The organism is Oerskovia sp. NPDC060287 (genome assembly GCF_042726775.1).
Taxonomy (GTDB): domain Bacteria; phylum Actinomycetota; class Actinomycetes; order Actinomycetales; family Cellulomonadaceae; genus Oerskovia; species Oerskovia merdavium.
This window is the reverse complement of sequence record NZ_JBHXBO010000074.1, coordinates 1-18,093: the sequence shown is the minus strand read 5'-3', so window position 1 is coordinate 18,093 and position 18,093 is coordinate 1. Positions and strand designations below refer to the sequence as shown.

Here is an 18,093-nt window from a genome sequence, read left to right as displayed (position 1 = left end):
ACTGGGTCTGGGTCGGGTGGCGCGTCCTGCCGGGTGGCGCCACTCACCGAGGGTCCGGGGTTCCCCCTTTCGTCCCGGACCCGCACGCAGCGCCCCGCGTCCTCCAGCGCGGGGCGCTGCTCTGCGTCGGGGCAGGGCGAGCCGGTGGACCGCGCGGGTGTGGGTGGAGCACGCGATGATGGGCACGTGAACGACGCCTCCTCGCACCTCCTCGAGCCCCTCGCCGCCGACGCCGCCCCGGCCCTCGACGAAGCCGCCGCCCAACGGCGCTGGGCCGAGCTCGTGGCCCTGGTCGAGGCCGACCAGCGGGCCTACTACGAGGCCGACGCGCCCGTGTCGTCGGACGCCGAGTACGACGCGCGCATGCGCGAGCTCGAGGCGCTCGAGGCGGCGCACCCCGCGCTCCAGACCCCGGAGTCGCCCACGCAGCGCGTCGGCGGACGGGCCGCGACGGGCTTCGCGACGGTCGAGCACCTCGAACGCATGCTCTCGCTCGACAACGCCTTCTCCGCGGAGGACCTCGCCGCGTGGGCCGCGCGCGTGCACCGTGACCTGGGCGTCCCGCCCGAGGCCCCCGTCGAGTACCTGTGCGAGGTCAAGATCGACGGCCTCGCGATCGCGCTGCTGTACGAGCGGGGGCGCCTCGTGCGGGCCGCGACGCGAGGCGACGGGCGCACGGGCGAGGACGTCACGGCCAACGTCCGCACCATCACGAGCATCCCGCAGCAGCTCGCGGGAGACCCGGCCACGCACCCGGCGGTGATCGAGGTCCGCGGCGAGGTCTTCCTGGGCGTCGAGGACTTCGCGGCCCTCAACGAGGCGCTCGTCGCGGCCGGCCAGGCTCCCTACGCCAACCCGCGCAACACCGCGGCAGGCTCGCTCCGGCAGAAGGACCCGGCCGTCACGGCGAGCCGCAACCTGCGCATGTACGCGCACGGCGTCGGAGCGCTGCAGTGGGACGAGGGCGAGCACGCCGAGCTCGAGCGCCAGTCGGACGCCTACGCCCTGTTCGAGCGGTGGGGCGTCCCGGTCTCGCCCCACAACCGCGTGGTCGACGGGCTCGCGGGCGTGCAGGACATGATCGCCTACTACGGCGAGCACCGGCACAGCATCGAGCACGAGCTCGACGGGATCGTGGTCAAGGTCGACGAGCTCGCGCTCCAGCGCCGCCTCGGTGCGACGAGCCGCGCACCGCGGTGGGCCATCGCCTACAAGTACCCTCCCGAGGAGGTCAACACGCGCCTGCTCGCCATCCAGGTCGGCGTCGGCCGGACCGGGCGGGCAACGCCGTACGCCGTCATGGAGCCGGTGCTCGTCGCGGGCAGCACCGTGCGCCAGGCGACGCTCCACAACCAGGACGTGGTGCGCGCCAAGGGGGTGCTGATCGGTGACGTCGTGGTGCTGCGCAAGGCGGGGGACGTCATCCCGGAGATCCTCGGTCCGGTCGTCGCGCTGCGCGAGGACGGCGTGCAGCGTACGGAGTTCGTCATGCCGACCGAGTGCCCCGTGTGCGGCGCGCCGCTGCGCCCGCTCAAGGAGGGCGACGTCGACCTGCGCTGCACCAACACCCGCTCGTGCGCCGCGCAGGTCCAGGGTCGCGTCGAGCACATCGGGTCGCGCGGCGGGCTCGACATCGACGCGCTGGGCGAGGTCACGGCCGCGGCGCTGACCCGGCCGCTCGAGCCGGCCGAGCCTCCGCTGCCGACCGAGGCCGGCCTGTTCTCCCTCACCGTCGAACAGCTCGCGCCGATCCGGGTCGTCGTGCGCGACCCGGAGACCGGGCTGCCCCGACCGAGCGACGGCAAGAGCGAGGCCGCCGACGTCACCATGTCCGACGGATCCGTGGTGAGCGCCAAGGTGGCCCGCCCGTTCCAGAAGGTCGTGAGCCGCACCTACCCGCCCGGGTACGAGGACGCGACGCCCGCCGAGCGCCGCGCCGCAGGCGTCCGCAAGGACTTCCCCGTGTACGGGCCCTCGACCACGGCCGAGACCTTGGTCGCCGAGCTCGAACGCGCCAAGACCAAGGACCTGTGGCGCATCCTCGTGAGCCTCAACGTCCGGCACGTCGGACCGGTCGCCGCGCGGGCGCTCGCGGACTGGTTCGGGTCGCTCGACGCGATCCGTGCGTCGGGCCGTGACGAGCTCGCGGCGGTCGAGGGCGTCGGGCCCGTCATCGCCGACCAGCTCCTCGCCTGGTTCGAGGTCGACTGGCACCGCGAGATCGTCGAGGAGTGGACGGCCGCGGGCGTGCAGATGGCCATCCCCGGCCACCCCGGTCCTGGCTCGGTCGAGTCCGCAGCCGGTCCGTTGACCGGGCTGACCGTCGTGGTCACGGGCGGGCTCGAGGGCTTCTCGCGCGACGGCGCCAAGGAGGCGATCCTCGCGGCGGGCGGCAAGGCCTCGGGCTCGGTGTCCAAGAAGACCGACTACGTGATCGTCGGCGAGAACGCGGGGTCCAAGGAGACCAAGGCGCGGGACCTGGGCCTGCGGATCCTCGACGAGGCCGGGTTCGTGGCGCTCCTCGCGGGTGGGCCTGCGGCGGTCGGTGACGTGCCGACCGACGAGGCAGACGTACCCACCGAGGTCGACGGCGCAGAGGGCCCCGACGACCGACCGGTGGCACCGGCGAGCAGCTGACGGTCCCGACGACCGACCGGCGGCCACGACGTCGGGCTGGAAGCCACAGACATCAGCCGGCGACGCGAAGCCGTCGGACGCGTGCGCCGAGATAGATGTCTCCTGTCGAGGAAGAGGTCTCTGGGCCTCTCCCTCGACACGAGACCTCTACCTCGCGCGACCGGGCTTCCCGGCCCCCGACCCCGGCGCCCCTGACCCCGCGGCCTCCGGCCCCGCGGCCCCTGCCGCCGCAGCCGGCCGGCGCACCAGCACGGACCGCAGACCCGCACCCTGCTCGGGCGGTGTCGCGAGGACCGGACCTCGCGGCCGGCCGGCCGACACGCCGAGCAGCTCGGCGAGCGCGTGGAGCCCCGCGACGGGGCGCAGCTGCCCGAGCTCGCGGGCCAGTGCCAGGAGCCAGGATCGTTCGAGCACGGCGTCGAGGGGCCGGCCGTCGACGTGCGCCCGGCGCAACCGGACGTACTCGGCGGGCACGAGGGCGGCCATCCCGGTGTGCCAGGCGTCGCTCGACGGCAGGGTCGTGAAGGCCCCTTCGATCATCGCGAGGTCACCGCTCAGCCCGACGGCGAACGCGTCGTCGTCGACCGCGCCCCGGACGGCGGACAGGCGAGCGCCCACGCCCGCCCTCGCGGCGGGGTCCTTGAGGCCCAGGAGCCGGGCGTGGCGTGCCAGGTGGGCCAGGACCTCCGGGGTCGCGTCGTACCCGCTCTGCGCGGGCCGGTTGTAGAAGCACAGCGGCAGGTCCGTCTCGGCGGCCACGGCCTCGAACAGGGCCACGACCTCGTCGTCGACCAGCGGGACGTACGAGAAGGGCGTGAGCACGAGGCCGTCGGCGCCGCCTGCCTGCGCGGCCACCGCGTTCCGCACGACCTCCGTCGTGGCCGGCGCCGCGACGGCGACGTGCACCGGTACCCGGGCCCCGGAGCGGCCGGGCCCGGCTTCGCGTGCGGCGCGGACGGCCGTGCCCACGACCGCGGCGCGCTCCTCGGGCGAGAACGACGTGCCCGCGCCCGACGACGCGAGGACCGTGACGCCGTCGACCCCCGCGCGGACCGTGCTCGCGACCAGACCGGCCAGCGCCTCCAGGTCGGGGGCCCCCGGTCCCGGCCCCACGGGTGTGATCGGATAGGCGAGCAGCCCGCTGAAGGGCGACGGCACGGTCATCCGCGTGATGCTGCCACACGAGCGGGCCCGAGGGATGAACGGCCCACCGCCCGATCGTCGCCCGCGCCTACCATGGCGAGCATGACCCAGGACCTGATCCCTGACCTCGTCGCGCCCGCCGACACCTCGACGCTCGTGCGTGGCGCCCACCTCGTGGGCTCCGTGAACCTCCCCACCGCCGAGGACACGTTCCGCACCGTCGCCGCGCACGCGGGCACCCACCTCCGGCGGATCCCCGACGGCGAGGTCGGCGAGAGGTTCCACTGGATCCTGTTCCAGGGCTCACGCTTCGAAGCCGTGCCCGGTCTGGCGCGCCTCCCGATCGACCCGGTGGTCGTCGCCGGGTTCGACGTGCGCCCGCACGTGCTCGACGGCTCGGCCGCCCCGGGGGACCTGACCTTCGGCGAGCTGGGCTACGCGGCGGCCGCGTCGTCGTCGTACGCGGACTTCGTGCGGCTGCGTGCCGAGGGGGTCATCCCGGCCGGGACCCGCTTCCAGGTCTGCCTGCCCACGCCGCTCGCCCCCGTGGTGGCGTTCGCCGTGCCCGACGCCCGAGCGGCCGTCCACACGGCCTACGAGGCCGCGATGCTGCGCGAGATCGAGGCGATCGTCGCGACCGTCCCCGCCGAGGACCTCGCGATCCAGCTCGACCTCGCGAGCGAGTTCGCGCTGATCGAGGGCGCGAACCTCGGGGCCGGACCCGCGCAGGCGTGGTTCGCGGTCGACTCCGACGAGGTGCTCGCCGGCTGCGTCGCGCGCGCGGCCCGGGTGGCCTCCGCGGTCCCCGCGGGCGTCGAGCTCGGGTTCCACCTCTGCTACGGCGACGTGGCCGAGAAGCACTTCGTCGAGCCCGCCGACGCGCGCCGGCTCGTCGAGGTCGCGAACGGCCTCGCCACGACCGTGACCCGCGAGATCGACTGGTTCCACCTGCCCGTGCCGATCGAGCGCGACGACGTCGAGTACGTCGCGCCGCTCGCCGACCTCGCGATCGACCCGGCCACCGAGCTCTACCTGGGCGTCGTCCACCACGAGGACGGTGAGGAGGGCGCACTGCGCCGCCTCGCGGCCGCGGTGCAGGTCCTGGGTGAGCGCGAGGTCGGGGTCGGGACCGAGTGCGGGTTCGGGCGTGGCCCGAGCGAGCGCACCGCGCCCCTGCTCGAGCTGCACACCGCGGTCGCGCGCGCCTGGTAGTCGCCGCCCGCGCGGCACCCCCGGGCGGACCCGCACGCCCGGGGGGACGCTCCGGCGTCGGGCCGGACGCACGAACGGTCGGCAGCCCGGAAGGGGTGCCGACCGTTCGCGACGGTGCCGCTCAGGAGCGGTGGTGCCTCACCGGCTGGCCCACAGGAGGCCGCGCTCGATCACGGTGCGCAGGTCGGAGCTCTCGAGGTCCGAGAGCTGGTGACCCGGTGCGCACACGAAGATCTTCCCCGCGCCCCACTGCCGGGTCCAGATCGACGGCGACACCACGGGCGAGCGCCACGGCGAGTCGGCCGTGGGCTGGATCGTCGTGGTCGCGAGGACCTCGTTGAGCGAGTCCGCGAGCACCCAGTACTGCTCGGAGTTCAGGTGGAACGGGCCGAGGCCGGCCACGAGCGGGTGGTCCGTGTGCTCGGGCAGGACCTCCACGGTGTGCTCGACCAGGTCGCCGGGGTGCGCGGCGAACTGCCCACCGAGCATCTGCAGGTAGTCCGTGGCCATGCGGAACGAGTCGATGATCCCGCCGTGCCAGCCGGCGAGACCGGCACCGTTGGTCACGGCGTCGCGCAGCCCGCGCATCTCGTCGGGCAGGATCTCGCCCATGGTCCAGGACTGGACGATCAGGTCGACGCCCGCCATGTACCCGGCGTCGGCGTAGACCTCGAGCGAGGACTCGACGTCGACGTCGAATCCCGACTCCTCGAGGAAGGGGAGGAAGAGGTCGGTGCTCTCCTCGGGGGAGTGGCCTGGCCATCCTCCCCGGACGATCAGGGCCCGACGGTCCGGCACGCTCATGAGTCCTCCGTTGGCGCTCACGCGATCAGGGCATCGATCGCTGCGGGAGACAGTACGTGATCGATCGCCATGGCGCTCGCACCGAGCACGCCCGCCTGCCCGCGTGCCTGCGACGTGACGATGCGCAGGTGCTGCGTGGCCAGGGGGAGCGAGCGCTGGTAGACGATCTCCCGGATGCCCGCGATCAGGTGCTCACCGGCCTCGGCGATGATGCCGCCGACCACGATCATGGAGGGGTTGAGCAGGCTCACGCACGCGGCCAGGACGGCCCCGATGTCGCGACCGGCCTGACGGACGGCGTGGCTCGCCATGAGGTCGCCGCCGCGCACGAGCGTGACGACGTCGCCGCTGTTGAGGGCCTCGAGACCCTCCTTCTTGAGCGCGCCGGCGATGGCCTGGCCGCTCGCGACGGCCTCGAGGCAGCCGATGTTGCCGCACCGGCAGGGTGTGTCGGTCGCGTTGGGGACCGCGATGTGGCCGATGTCCCCGGCAGCCCCCTGGGCGCCGCGCCGGAGCTCGCCGTCCGAGATGACGCCCGCGCCGATGCCCGTGGCGACCTTGACGAAGAGCATGTCGCTGACCGCGGGCCACGCCGTGCGGTGCTCACCGAGCGCCATGATGTTCACGTCGTTGTCCACGAGGACCGACGCGTCGAAGGTCTTGCCCAGGATCGCCGGGACGTCGACGTCGTCCCACGCGGGCATGATCGGCGGGTTGATGGGCCGCCCGGTCGAGTGCTCGACCGGCCCGGGGAGACCGACGCCGACGCTCACGAGGTCCTTGAGGTCGCGTCCTGCCGCGGCGATGAGCTTTTCACCCGTCTCCGCGACCCAGGCGAGGACCGTCTCCGGTCCCTCGGAGATCGACAGCGGGGCGTCGATCTCGGCGAGGATGTTCGACGCGAGGTCGGTCACCGCGAGGCGGGCGTGCGTCGCGCCGAGGTCCACCGCGAGCACGATCCGTGCGCCGGGGCTGAAGGCGAAGGTCACCGGGGGGCGCCCGCCGGTCGAGCTCGCCTCGCCCGCGGGCGCGATGAGGCCCGAGGCCATCAGCAGGTCGATGCGGGCGGCGATCGTGGACCGCGCCTGCCCGGTGATCGCGGCGAGGTCAGCCCGTGTCCGGGGTTGGCCGTCGCGGAGCAGCTGGAACATGTCCCCGGCGCCGGTGGGGCGTGGGGCGAACTTCAGCAGTTCCTCGGTGGGCACGATGTATCACGGAGCCTCTCGTTACTACGCAGTGGTGGCGTTCTCTAGCGTACTGCGATCTTCGGCTTTTGCTTGACGATCGACAGAAGCCGACCTAGCGTGTGGTTTGCCGCGGCAGCGACGCCGCGGCGGACGGAGTCTCGCACCTCCACCTGTCAGTAGCGTGATATCCCCGACAATCTGCCCTTGTTGCCACCCTGGACGAGGTCCTCGCCGCCTGCTCGCGCGGCCGGACGTGAGTCAGGGTCTCGGCCGGCGCGCCGCACCTCTATGTCCACTTTTGCTGGTCACGGGTCTGTAACGAAGCAAAAGATCGAGATCTTCTGATTGACGCTCGTCAAAAGGTCGGCTAGTTTCTCTCACATGGTCAACGCAGACCCTCAGCCCACCAGGCCGCTCCTGCAGATGCGGAGCATCGTCAAGCAGTTTCCCGGCGCCCGAGCACTCGACGGCGTCGATCTCGACATCCTCCCCGGAGAGGTGCACTGCCTCCTCGGACAGAACGGTGCCGGCAAGTCGACCCTCATCAAGGTGCTCGCCGGTGCACACCAGCCCAACGAGGGGCAGATCCTCATCGACGGGGAGCCCGTCACCATCCCTCACCCGGTCGCCGCGCTCAAGCTCGGCGTCGCCACGATGTACCAGGAGCTGGACGTCGTCGACGGCCTGACCGTCGCCGAGAACATCTACCTGGGGCACGAGCTGTCGACCGCCGGCTTCTCCAACCGGCGCGTGGTCGCCAAGAACACCCGCGACCTCATGAGGCGCCTGGGTCACCCCGAGATCTCACCCCACCGCGAGGTGGGCGAGCTGTCCGCCGCGGGCAAGCAGATCGTGTCCATGGCTCGCGCCCTCTCGCACGACGCGCGGGTCATCGTCATGGACGAGCCGTCCGCGGTGCTCGACAGCGAAGAGGTCGAGAACCTCTTCCGCGTGGTCCGCGAGCTCACCTCGAGCGGTGTCGCGATCGTCTACATCTCGCACCGGCTCGAGGAGATCCGGCAGATCGGCGACCGGATCACCGTCCTCAAGGACGGGCGCACGGTCGCGCAGAACCTCCAGGTCTCGCAGACGCCCACCGCGGAGCTCATCAAGCTCATGACGGGCCGCGCGGTCGACAACGTCTTCCCGGCGCGCGAACCGGTCGCCGACGAGGCGGAGGTCCTGCTCGCGGTCGCGTCGCTCGGTCTCAAGGGCGAGTTCTCGGACGTCTCCTTCGAGGTGCGGGCGGGCGAGGTCGTCGGTCTCGCCGGCCTCGTCGGCTCGGGGCGTTCCGAGATCCTCGAGACCATCTACGGGGCGCGCCACGCGACCGAGGGAACCGTCGCGGTCGGGGGCAAGCAGCTCCGGGCCGGTTCGGTCGCGGTCGCGGTCGACGCGGGCATCGGCCTGTGCCCCGAGGAGCGCAAGAGCCAGGGGCTCCTCCTCGACGAGCCCGTCTACCGCAACATCACCCTCTCGACGTTCGGGCGCTTCGCCAAGGGAGGTTTCCTCGACGAGCAGGCCGAGAAGGCGGCGGCGCAGGAGCAGGCGGTCTCGCTCGACCTGCGCCCCGCCGGCGTCGAGCGCCACGCTCGGACGCTGTCCGGCGGGAACCAGCAGAAGGCGCTCCTGGCGCGCTGGCTCGTCCGCGGCTGCCGCGTCCTGCTGCTCGACGAGCCCACCCGTGGCGTCGACGTCGGGGCGCGCGCCGAGATCTACAACCTCATCCGCGACCTCGCGGCCTCGGGGGCGGCCGTCCTCGTGGTCTCGAGCGAGATCGACGAGGTGCTCGGTCTGTCCGACCGCGTCCTCGTGATCTCGGAGGGCCGCGTCGTCCACCAGGGACCAGCAGATTCGATCGACGAGCACGGTGTGCTCGACCTCGTCATGGAAGGAAGTGCCGCGTGAGCGAGCAGGAGGTGTCCACCGCAACCGTCGTGGACGGGTCGGCGCACGCCGGGAGCTCCGGTTCGTCCGGTCCCGCGTCGTCGCGCCGGAATTTGTTCAATGGATCGATGGGTCGGAACGTCGGCCTGGTCCTCGCCCTCGTGGCGCTCGGCATCGTCGGCTACGTCACGGCCGGAGAGCGGTTCGCGAGCATCGACAACGTCCTGACGATCCTCCGCTCGGCCGCCGTGATCGGCGTCCTGAGCATCGGCATGACCTTCGTCATCACGGCGGGCGGCATCGACCTCTCGGTCGGCTCCGTCATGGGTCTGTCGACCGTCTGGGCCAGCACGCTCGCGACCCAGACCATGGCCGCCGACACCCACTGGATCGTCATGGTCGTCACGGCCCTCGCGGTCGGTACGGTCTGCGGGCTCATCAACGGCGTCCTCATCGCCTACGGCAAGGTCGTCGCGTTCATGTCGACCCTCGCGATGATGGTCGCGGCCCGAGGGCTCGCCGAGATGATCTCCAACCGGCAGACGCAGATCGTCACGGTCAAGCCGTTCCTCAACTTCTTCCGCGCCGACTTCATCGGGATCCCGGTCCTCGTCTGGATGTTCGTCGTGGTCGCGGTCGCCGGCTGGATCGTCCTCAACCGCACGACGTTCGGCCGACGCACCATCGCGGTCGGTGGCAACCCCGAGGCCGCCCGCCTCGCGGGCATCAAGGTCAAGCGCCACCTCATGTACCTCTACTGCCTCGTGGGCTTCACGGCCGGCATCGCAGCGGTCATGATGCTCGGCCGCACCACGGCCGGCTCCTCGACGAACGGCCTGTTCTACGAGCTCGACGTCATCGCGGCGGTCGTCGTCGGCGGGACGCTCCTCGTGGGCGGCCGCGGCACGATCGTCGGGACCGTGTTCGGTGTCCTGATCTTCATGACGCTGACCAACATCTTCACGCTCAACAACATGTCGACCTCGGCGCAGAACGTGGCGAAGGGCGTGATCATCGTGGTCGCCGTGCTCCTCCAGCAGCGCTTCGCCTCGCGCACCAGATCCGACTAGCCCCGCCGTCGGGACTTCTCGTACCGCACCACCGCACCACGACCCCGCCCCGCGGGGCCGGAACCCCAGCACGTCCAGCACGTCCCAACCAGCACCAGCAGGACCAGAATCAAGGGAGATCCTCATGTCCGCTCGTACCCGTACCCCGATGCCACGCCGTCTGGCCCTCGCGACCGTCGCGCTCACCTCGGTCGCGCTGTTCGCCTCGGCCTGCACCTCGAACACGCCGGCCCCCGCGGAGACCAGCGCCGCTGCCGCAGCCCCGGGCGCGTCGTCGGACAACGACGCCTCGGGCGAGAAGGTCGTCATCGGCTTCTCCGCCCCGGCCGCCGACCACGGCTGGATGGGTGCCATCACCAAGGCCGCCCAGGCCGAGGCAGCCAAGTACGACGACGTCGAGCTCAAGGTCGCCGAGGGGACCAACGACGTCAACCTCCAGATCAGCCAGATCGAGACGTTCATCAACGACGGCGTCGACGCGATCGTCATCCTCCCGTTCGACGGCGCAGCCCTCACCGAGGTCGCGACCGAGGCCATGGAGGCGGGCATCACGGTCATCAACGTCGACCGCGAGTTCTCGAGCCCGTTCGCGGCCCGGTCCACGGTCCTCGGCGACAACTACGGCATGGGCGTGAGCGCCGGCACCTACATCTGCGAGCAGCTGGGCGACAACAAGGACGCGGTCGTCGCGGAGATCGCCGGGATCGACTCGCTGCCCCTGACCCAGGACCGCAGCCAGGGCTTCGCCGACGCGCTCGAGGGCTGCGGGCTCGAGGTCAACAACCGCGTCGCGGCCGACTTCACGGTCCAGGGCGGCGAGCAGGCCGCTGCCAACCTGCTCCAGGCCGCGCCCAAGATCGACGCGATCTGGAACCACGACGACGACCAGGGCGTCGGCGTCCTCGCGGCGATCGACAACGCGGGCCGTGACGAGTTCTTCATGGTCGGCGGCGCCGGCTCGGCGAACGTCATGCGCTCGATCGAGGCCGACGACACCGTCCTCAAGGCGACCGTCATCTACCCCTCGACCCAGGCAGCCGACGGCATCAAGCTGGCCCGCCTGATCGAGCACGGCAAGTCGATGAGCGACCTCGCCTCGCTGGGCGTGCCGCGCCAGATCCAGCTCTTCGCGCCGGTCGTGACCAAGGACAACGTCGACGAGTACCTGCCGTCGGCCTTCGAGTCCTGAGCACGACCCACCACTGACGTCGCGGGCCGGGCGCAGCGCCCCCCGGCGGGCGCCCGGCCCGCGACGTCCACCACGAAAGGAAGTGCCTGAGATGGCAGAAAACGGTCACCCGACCCTCGGGATCGGCATGGTCGGGTACTCGTTCATGGGGGCTGCCCACTCGCAGGGATGGCGCACCGCACCGCGGTTCTTCGACCTGCCGCTCGCGCCCGAGATGCGCGTGCTGGCGGGCCGCAACGCAGCAGCCGTCACGGCTGCCGCGGACAAGCTCGGCTGGGACGACGTCGAGACGGACTGGCGCAAGCTGGTAGCACGCGACGACGTCGACCTGGTCGACATCTGCACCCCGGGCGACACGCACGCCGAGATCGCGATCGCGGCCCTGGAGGCCGGCAAGCACGTCCTGTGCGAGAAGCCGCTGGCCAACACGGTCGCCGAGGCCGAGCTCATGGTCGCTGCCGCCGAGGCCGCCGCCGCGCGCGGCGTGCTCGCCACGGTGGGCTTCACCTACCGTCGGGTCCCCGCGGTCCAGCTCGCCCGCCAGCTCGTGGTGGACGGCCGGATCGGCACGATCCGCCACGTGCGCGCCCAGTACCTCCAGGACTGGATCGCCGACGAGACCGCGCCGCTCTCGTGGCGCCTCGACAAGACCAAGGCGGGCTCGGGTGCCCTGGGCGACATCGGTGCCCACATCATCGACCTCGCGCAGTTCATCACGGGCGAGTCGATCACCGGGGTCTCGGGCATCCTCGAGACGTTCGTCGACGAGCGTCCGATCGCCACCGGTTTCTCGGGCCTGTCCGGCACGGGCGGCACCGAGACGGGTCCCGTCACGGTCGACGACGCCGCGGTCTTCCTCGCGCGCCTGACGGGCGGCGGGCTCGGAGTCTTCGAGGCCACCCGTTTCGCCTACGGCCGCAAGAACGCGATCCGCCTCGAGATCAACGGTTCGCGCGGGTCGGTCGCGTTCGACTTCGAGGACATGAACGTCCTCCACTTCTTCGACGCCTCGGACGACCCGCAGGTCGCGGGCTTCCGGCGCATCGTCGTGACCGAGCCCCAGCACGCGTACATCGCGAGCTGGTGGCCCGCCGGTCACGGGCTCGGGTACGAGCACGCGTTCACGCACCAGGCGGTCGACCTCGTGCGCGACGTCGCTGCCGGTACCCAGCCCACCCCGTCCTTCGCCGACGGCCTGGCCGTCCAGCGAATCCTCGAAGCCGTCGAGCGCAGCGCTGCGTCCGACAGCGACTGGCAGCAGATCTGAGAGGAGGTCTCGGCCCGCAGCGTGCGGGAGCCACGCGCCGGAGTGCGGCGTGGTGCGAGATGCCCGGCGGAGCAGGTCCGCCACCGGTGACGACGGGTCACGGCCGATGCCGTCGACACCCCGGAGCGCAGCACCCTTGTCCCATCATCACAAGGAGTCCTAGGTGAGAAACGTGCTCTGGAGAGCCCCGCGCGCAACGATGCGCACGGTCGCGGCCGTCGCCGCTACCGCGGTGGCGCTCCCACTGTCCATGGCGACCGGGGCGGCGGCTTTCGCCGCCACCCCCGGTGCCGCCCAGTCCGCCACCACGTCCGTCGTGGTGCCCCAGGAGGCCGCCGCGGCCCCCTTCGACGCGCTGATCTTCTCCAAGACCGCCGGGTTCCGGCACGACGCGATCCCGGCCGGCATCGCCGCGATCGAGAAGCTCGGGATCGAGAACGGCTTCACGGTCGACGTCACCGAGGACGCGGCCGCCTTCAACGACGAGAACCTCGCGCAGTACGAGGTCGTGATCTGGCTCTCGACCACGGGCGACGTGCTCAACACCGACCAGCAGGCCTCGTTCGAGCGGTACATCGCGAACGGCGGCGGCTACGCGGGCGTGCACGCGGCGTCCGACACCGAGTACGACTGGTCCTGGTACGGCGGCCTCGTGGGCGCCTACTTCTCGGGGCACCCGCAGAACCAGGACGCCACGATCAAGGTCGAGGACGGCGTCCACCCCTCGACCGCGCACCTGCCGTCCCGCTGGGACCGCCACGACGAGTGGTACAACTTCCGCACGAGCCCGCGAGACAAGGTCCATGTGCTCGCGAGCCTCGACGAGACCTCGTACGACGCGGGCAGCGCGAAGATGGGCTCCGACCACCCGATCGCGTGGTGCCAGACCTACGAGGGCGGCCGTTCCTGGTACACCGGCGGCGGGCACACCCAGGCCAGCTACACCGAGCCGGGATTCGTCGAGCACCTGCTGGGCGGCATCCAGACCGCCGCGGGCGTCGTCGACTCGGACTGCAACGCGACGCAGAGCGCGAGCTTCGAGCGCGTCGCGCTCGACGAGGACACGAGCAACCCCATGATGCTCGACGTCGCCCCCGACGGCACGGTGTTCTACGCCGAGCGTGACGGTCGCGTCCGCCGCATCGACCACGACGCCAACGTCACGACGACGGCGCTGAGCCTCAACGTGACGCAGGCCAACGAGGACGGGCTGCTGGGCCTGGTGCTCGACCCGGACTTCGCGACGAACGGCTGGCTCTACGCCTACTGGTCGCCCGCGAACGTGGGGTCGGACGGCCCGCACAACCGGATCTCGCGCTACACCTACGACACCGCGTCGAGGACGTTCGACCCCACGAGCGAGAAGAAGCTCCTGACCGTGACCACGCAGCGCGACACGTGCTGCCACGCGGGCGGGGACATGATCTTCGACGAGGACGGCAACCTGATCCTCGCGACGGGTGACAACACCAACCCGTTCGAGTCCGGTGGCTTCACGCCGACCGACGAGCGTCCCGGCCGCAAGAACTTCGACGCCCAGGGTTCCTCGGCGAACTCGAACGACCTGCGCGGCAAGGTCCTGCGCATCACTCCCGAGGATGACGGCACGTACTCGATCCCCGAGGGCAACATGTTCGCCCCGGGCACGGACAAGACGCGGCCCGAGATCTACGCCATGGGCTTCCGCAACCCGTTCCGGATCGGTATCGACAACGCCTCCGGGAACGTCCTGGTCGGCGACTACGGTCCCGACTCGGGCTCGGCCGACCCCGCTCGCGGTCCCCGCGGCGCGGTCGAGTGGAACGTCGTGAGCGAGCCGGGCTTCTACGGCTGGCCGTACTGCACGGGCGCCAACACGTCGTACGTCGACTACAACTTCGCGACCGGCCAGTCCGGTGCGTCGTTCGACTGCGCGGCGGGCACGACCAACGACTCGCCGAACAACACGGGCATCCAGAAGCTCCCGGCCGCCATCGCCGCCGAGATCTGGTACACCGGCGCGGCCAACCCGCAGTTCCCCGAGATCGGTGGCGGCGGTGCGCCCATGGGCGGCCCCGTCTACGAGTTCGACCCCGAGCTCGACTCCGACGTGAAGTGGCCCGCGTACTGGGACGGCAAGGCGCTGTTCGGCGAGTGGAACCACGGCACGATGTTCTCGATCCAGCTCGACGGCGAGAAGCGTGACCAGATCGTCGACATCAACCGGATCATGCCGGGCGTGCTGGACCCGTCCAACGGGTTCGACCGCCCCATGGACTTCGACTTCGGTCCTGACGGCGCGCTGTACGTGATCGACTGGGGCTCGGGCTTCGGCGGCAACAACGACTCGAGCGCGGTCTACAAGGTCAACTACGTCCAGGGCGACCCGTCGCCGATCGCCCACGCCCGTGCGGACGTGACGAGCGGTGCGGCACCCCTGACGGTCCAGTTCTCCTCGGAGGGCACGCGCCACCCGGCCGGCGAGCCGATCGCGCTCCAGTGGACGTTCGGCGACGGCTCCGCGCCCTCGACCGAGGCGAACCCGACCCACACCTACACCGCGAACGGCTCCTACACGGCCCAGCTCACCGCGACCGACAGCAACGGCAAGTTCGCCGTCGCCAACGTCACGGTGGTCGTCGGCAACCAGGCACCCACGGTGAAGATCGAGTTCCCGGACAACGGCGGGTTCTTCGAGTGGGGCGACCAGGTCCGCTACCGGATCACGGTCGAGGACCCCGACGGCGACGTCGACTGCTCGTCGGTCGCGCTGCGCACCTCGCTCGGCCACGACTCGCACGCTCACCCCATGGAGGAGCTGTACGGCTGCGAGGGGGTCCTCCAGACCGCTCGCGACGAGGGTCACGGCATCGAGTCGAACATCTTCTGGGTCATCGAGGGTTCCTACACCGACGACGGCGGCGAGGCCGGCGTGCCCCTGACGGGCAACGCTCTCCAGGTGCTCCAGCCCAAGCGCGTCCAGTCGGAGTTCTACACCTCGACGGGTCGCGAGACCTCGATCGGGACCAGCGGCACCCCCGGCGTCCAGAAGGAGACCACCTCGGACTCCGCGGGCGGCGGTCAGAACCTGGGCTACATCGAGCCCGGTGACTGGTGGGCGCACGAGCCCGTGAGCCTGACGAACGTCGAGGCCATCAGCCTGCGCGTCGCCTCGCCCAACGCGAACGGCGTGGTCTCGCTGCGCTGGGACGCTCCGGACGGCCCGGAGATCGGCCGGATCACCGTGCCGAACACGGGGGACTGGCAGGTCTACCGCGACGTCTCGACGCCGCTCACGAACGTGCCGGAAGGCAGCGGGACGCTCTACTTCGTCCTGCTCTCGGGCGGCATCAACGTCAACTGGATGGACATCGACGGCCGCGGCGTCACGGACAACATCCGTCCCGACGTCGAGCTCGACGTGCCCACCCTGGTCGGCTCGGCCCCGCTGACGGTCACCGCGACCGCGACGGGTTCCGACCCCGACGGCGAGGCGTCCGACCTGGTCTACGCGTGGGACGACGGGCTGGGCGGCGGGTTCGTCGACGGTGGCCCCGAGTTCTCGCACACGTACACCGCGGCGGGCACCTACCGGCTGCAGGTCCGTGTGACCGACGCCGGCGGCGCCTACACGGTCAAGTACGTGAACATCAAGGTCAACGAGTCCGGTCCGGTCATGTGCTTCTCGGGCCGCTCGGACGACTTCACGGGCACCGCGGTGGACGAGGACCGCTGGTCCACGATCATCCGTCGTGACCAGAAGCTCGCGGTCGCCGACGGTCACCTCGTGATCCCGGCGAGCAAGGCGGACTTCTACGGCCAGGGCGAGGGACCGGTGTCCAACATCGTCCTGCAGGACCTCCCGTCGGGTCCGTGGACGGCGACCACCAAGGTCACCTTCCCGGCGCGTGCCCAGTACCAGCAGGCCGGTCTGCTCCTGTGGGGCGACGGCGACAACTACGCCAAGATGGTGATCCAGGGCCGCGGGACCGGGGCGAACCCCAACTCGCGCGTCTTCCAGTTCATCCGCGAGGAGAACGGCACGCCCAACGAGGTGGCCGCGTCCAACGTGAACATCACGACGGACTTCCCGGACACGTTCTACGTGCGCTACACGAGCGACGGGTCCAACCTCAGGGCGTACTACTCGGCCGACGGCCTGGACTTCACGGCCATGTCCGAGACCAAGTCGCTGCACGGCCTCGTGAACCCGAAGATCGGGCTCGTGGCGTTCGCGAACGACGGCTCGGTGCCGGCCGTGGTCGACGCCAAGTTCGACTGGTTCCACATCACGCCGGACGACACGGCCACCGCGGCCGGGCCGGACGACGAGTTCGAGGGGACGTCGCTCGACGGCTGCCGCTGGAACAGCGTGGTCCGTCCGGACGCATCGGGTCTGCGGGTCGCGGGCGGCAAGCTCGAGATCGACACGACCCCGACGGACATCTACGGCACGGGCAACACCGACGTGCCGAACATCGTCCTGCAGGACCAGCCCGCTGGTGACTGGACGGTCGAGACCAAGGTCGACGGCTCGACGTTCGACCAGCAGTACCAGCAGGGTGGTCTGATCCTCTACGGCGACGACGACAACTACGTCAAGCTGGACTTCATCACGAAGAACCAGCAGGGCGCGGCGGTCGACCGTGGGCTCGAGATGCGCAGCGAGGCCGGCGCGACCGTCCTCAACCCGCAGCCCAACGTCAACAACCTCACGCAGGGCGTGTGGTGGTTGCGCCTGGCCAAGGTGGGCACGACGTTCACCGGCTCGTACAGCGCCGACGGCGTGACCTGGACCGAGATCGCCGAGAAGGTGACCAACCCGGGCCTGGCGGACGCCAAGGTCGGGCTGTACGCCCTCGGCGCGGGCCAGAAGGCCTCGGCGACCGCGACGTTCGAGCACTTCCGCGTCGTGGGTCCCCAGGCCGAGCCGCTCACGGTGAGCGGGTCGCTCGACCCGGCCTCGCCGTCGGGCGCGAACGGCTGGTGGACCGGTCCGGTGACCGTCACGGTCGCCACCACGGGCGGTGCGGCGGGCCAGCAGGTCTACCGCGAGTACCAGCTCGACGGCGGCGCGTGGGCCGAGTACACGGCCCCCGTGGTCGTGGACGCACCGGGTGAGCACACGATCAAGGTGCGGGCCTCGGCCGGCACCGAGAACGTGACGGGCGCCGACGTGGCGGTCAAGATCGACGGTGACGGACCGACCGCGGCGGCGACGCTGCGCGAGGACCGCACGGTGGAGATCACGGCCACAGACGCCGTCTCGGGGATCGCGTCGGTCGAGTACTCGCTCGACGGGACGACCTGGGTCGCGTACGAGGCACCGGTCGCCGTCGGCGACGCCGCGGCGACCCTCGCCTACCGGGCCACGGACGTGGCCGGGAACGTCACGGCCTCCTCGCTCGAGGTGCCGGCCGGTGAGCTGGTCCCCGCGACCGTCACGGCCGCACCGAAGTGCGTGGCGAACCGCGTGACGCTCGGCGTCACCGCGGTCAACACGGGCGACGCCCCGGTCACGATCGTGGTGCGCTCGGCCTACGGCACCAAGACCTTCACGGGGGTGGCGGCGGGCAAGTCCGCCCACCAGTCGTTCGCGACCCGTGCTGCGTCGATCGAGGCCGGTCAGGTCACCGTCACGGTGACCGACGCCGAGGGGAGGACCAGCACGTACACGATCGACCACGCCGCTGCGAGCTGCGGCTGACCGATCACCGG

The 18,093-nt window shown here is 71.2% G+C and carries 10 protein-coding genes; 7 read left to right on the top strand and 3 right to left on the bottom strand.

Annotated elements, in window-relative coordinates; all coding sequences use genetic code 11:
* Positions 1 to 186 precede the first annotated feature (186 nt).
* The gene (gene ligA / locus ACFWFR_RS08885; protein ID WP_377622494.1) at positions 187 to 2,637 is read left to right on the top strand and encodes an NAD-dependent DNA ligase LigA; all 2,451 of its coding nucleotides are present in this window, start codon (positions 187 to 189) and stop codon (positions 2,635 to 2,637) included.
* 147 nt (positions 2,638 to 2,784) lie between these two features.
* Here ligA and ACFWFR_RS08880 read toward each other — a convergent pair whose 3' ends face one another.
* Positions 2,785 to 3,801, bottom strand: coding sequence for a dihydrodipicolinate synthase family protein (locus tag ACFWFR_RS08880; RefSeq protein WP_377622493.1), 1,017 nt, complete (start codon positions 3,799 to 3,801; stop codon positions 2,785 to 2,787).
* Between the two features lie 81 nt (positions 3,802 to 3,882).
* Here ACFWFR_RS08880 and ACFWFR_RS08875 point away from each other — a divergent pair, with 81 nt between their 5' ends.
* Entirely contained in the window at positions 3,883 to 4,992 is a 1,110-nt protein-coding gene (locus ACFWFR_RS08875) for a hypothetical protein (protein WP_377622492.1), read from the top strand.
* 138 nt (positions 4,993 to 5,130) lie between these two features.
* On the opposite strand, the gene ACFWFR_RS08870 is transcribed toward ACFWFR_RS08875, so the two are convergent.
* Both ACFWFR_RS08870 and ACFWFR_RS08865 read right to left on the bottom strand, forming a co-directional pair.
* On the bottom strand, positions 5,131 to 5,796 hold the full coding sequence (locus ACFWFR_RS08870) for a ThuA domain-containing protein (protein ID WP_377622496.1): 666 nt from the start codon (positions 5,794 to 5,796) through the stop codon (positions 5,131 to 5,133).
* Positions 5,797 to 5,813: 17 nt separating this feature from the next.
* Complete coding sequence (locus tag ACFWFR_RS08865) at positions 5,814 to 6,947, bottom strand: ROK family protein (RefSeq protein WP_191800562.1); 1,134 nt, start codon at positions 6,945 to 6,947, stop codon at positions 5,814 to 5,816.
* 417 nt (positions 6,948 to 7,364) lie between these two features.
* Between ACFWFR_RS08865 and ACFWFR_RS08860 the strand changes: the two genes are divergently transcribed.
* The 5 genes from ACFWFR_RS08860 (at position 7,365) to ACFWFR_RS08840 (ending at position 18,082) form a co-directional block, all read left to right on the top strand.
* The gene (locus tag ACFWFR_RS08860; protein ID WP_377622491.1) at positions 7,365 to 8,891 is read left to right on the top strand and encodes a sugar ABC transporter ATP-binding protein; all 1,527 of its coding nucleotides are present in this window, start codon (positions 7,365 to 7,367) and stop codon (positions 8,889 to 8,891) included.
* Positions 8,888 to 9,940 carry an ABC transporter permease gene (locus ACFWFR_RS08855; RefSeq protein WP_377622489.1) on the top strand — a complete coding sequence of 351 codons (1,053 nt, stop codon included), beginning with the start codon at positions 8,888 to 8,890 and terminating at the stop codon, positions 9,938 to 9,940. The genes ACFWFR_RS08860 and ACFWFR_RS08855 overlap by 4 nt, the downstream gene beginning before the upstream one ends.
* A 148-nt stretch (positions 9,941 to 10,088) precedes the next feature.
* Complete coding sequence (locus ACFWFR_RS08850; protein ID WP_377622488.1) at positions 10,089 to 11,129, top strand: substrate-binding domain-containing protein; 1,041 nt, start codon at positions 10,089 to 10,091, stop codon at positions 11,127 to 11,129.
* A 91-nt stretch (positions 11,130 to 11,220) separates the two neighbouring features.
* Positions 11,221 to 12,396, top strand: coding sequence for a Gfo/Idh/MocA family protein (locus ACFWFR_RS08845; protein ID WP_191799897.1), 1,176 nt, complete (start codon positions 11,221 to 11,223; stop codon positions 12,394 to 12,396).
* Positions 12,397 to 12,559: 163 nt separating this feature from the next.
* Complete coding sequence (locus ACFWFR_RS08840; protein ID WP_377622486.1) at positions 12,560 to 18,082, top strand: ThuA domain-containing protein; 5,523 nt, start codon at positions 12,560 to 12,562, stop codon at positions 18,080 to 18,082.
* Positions 18,083 to 18,093 lie beyond the last annotated feature (11 nt).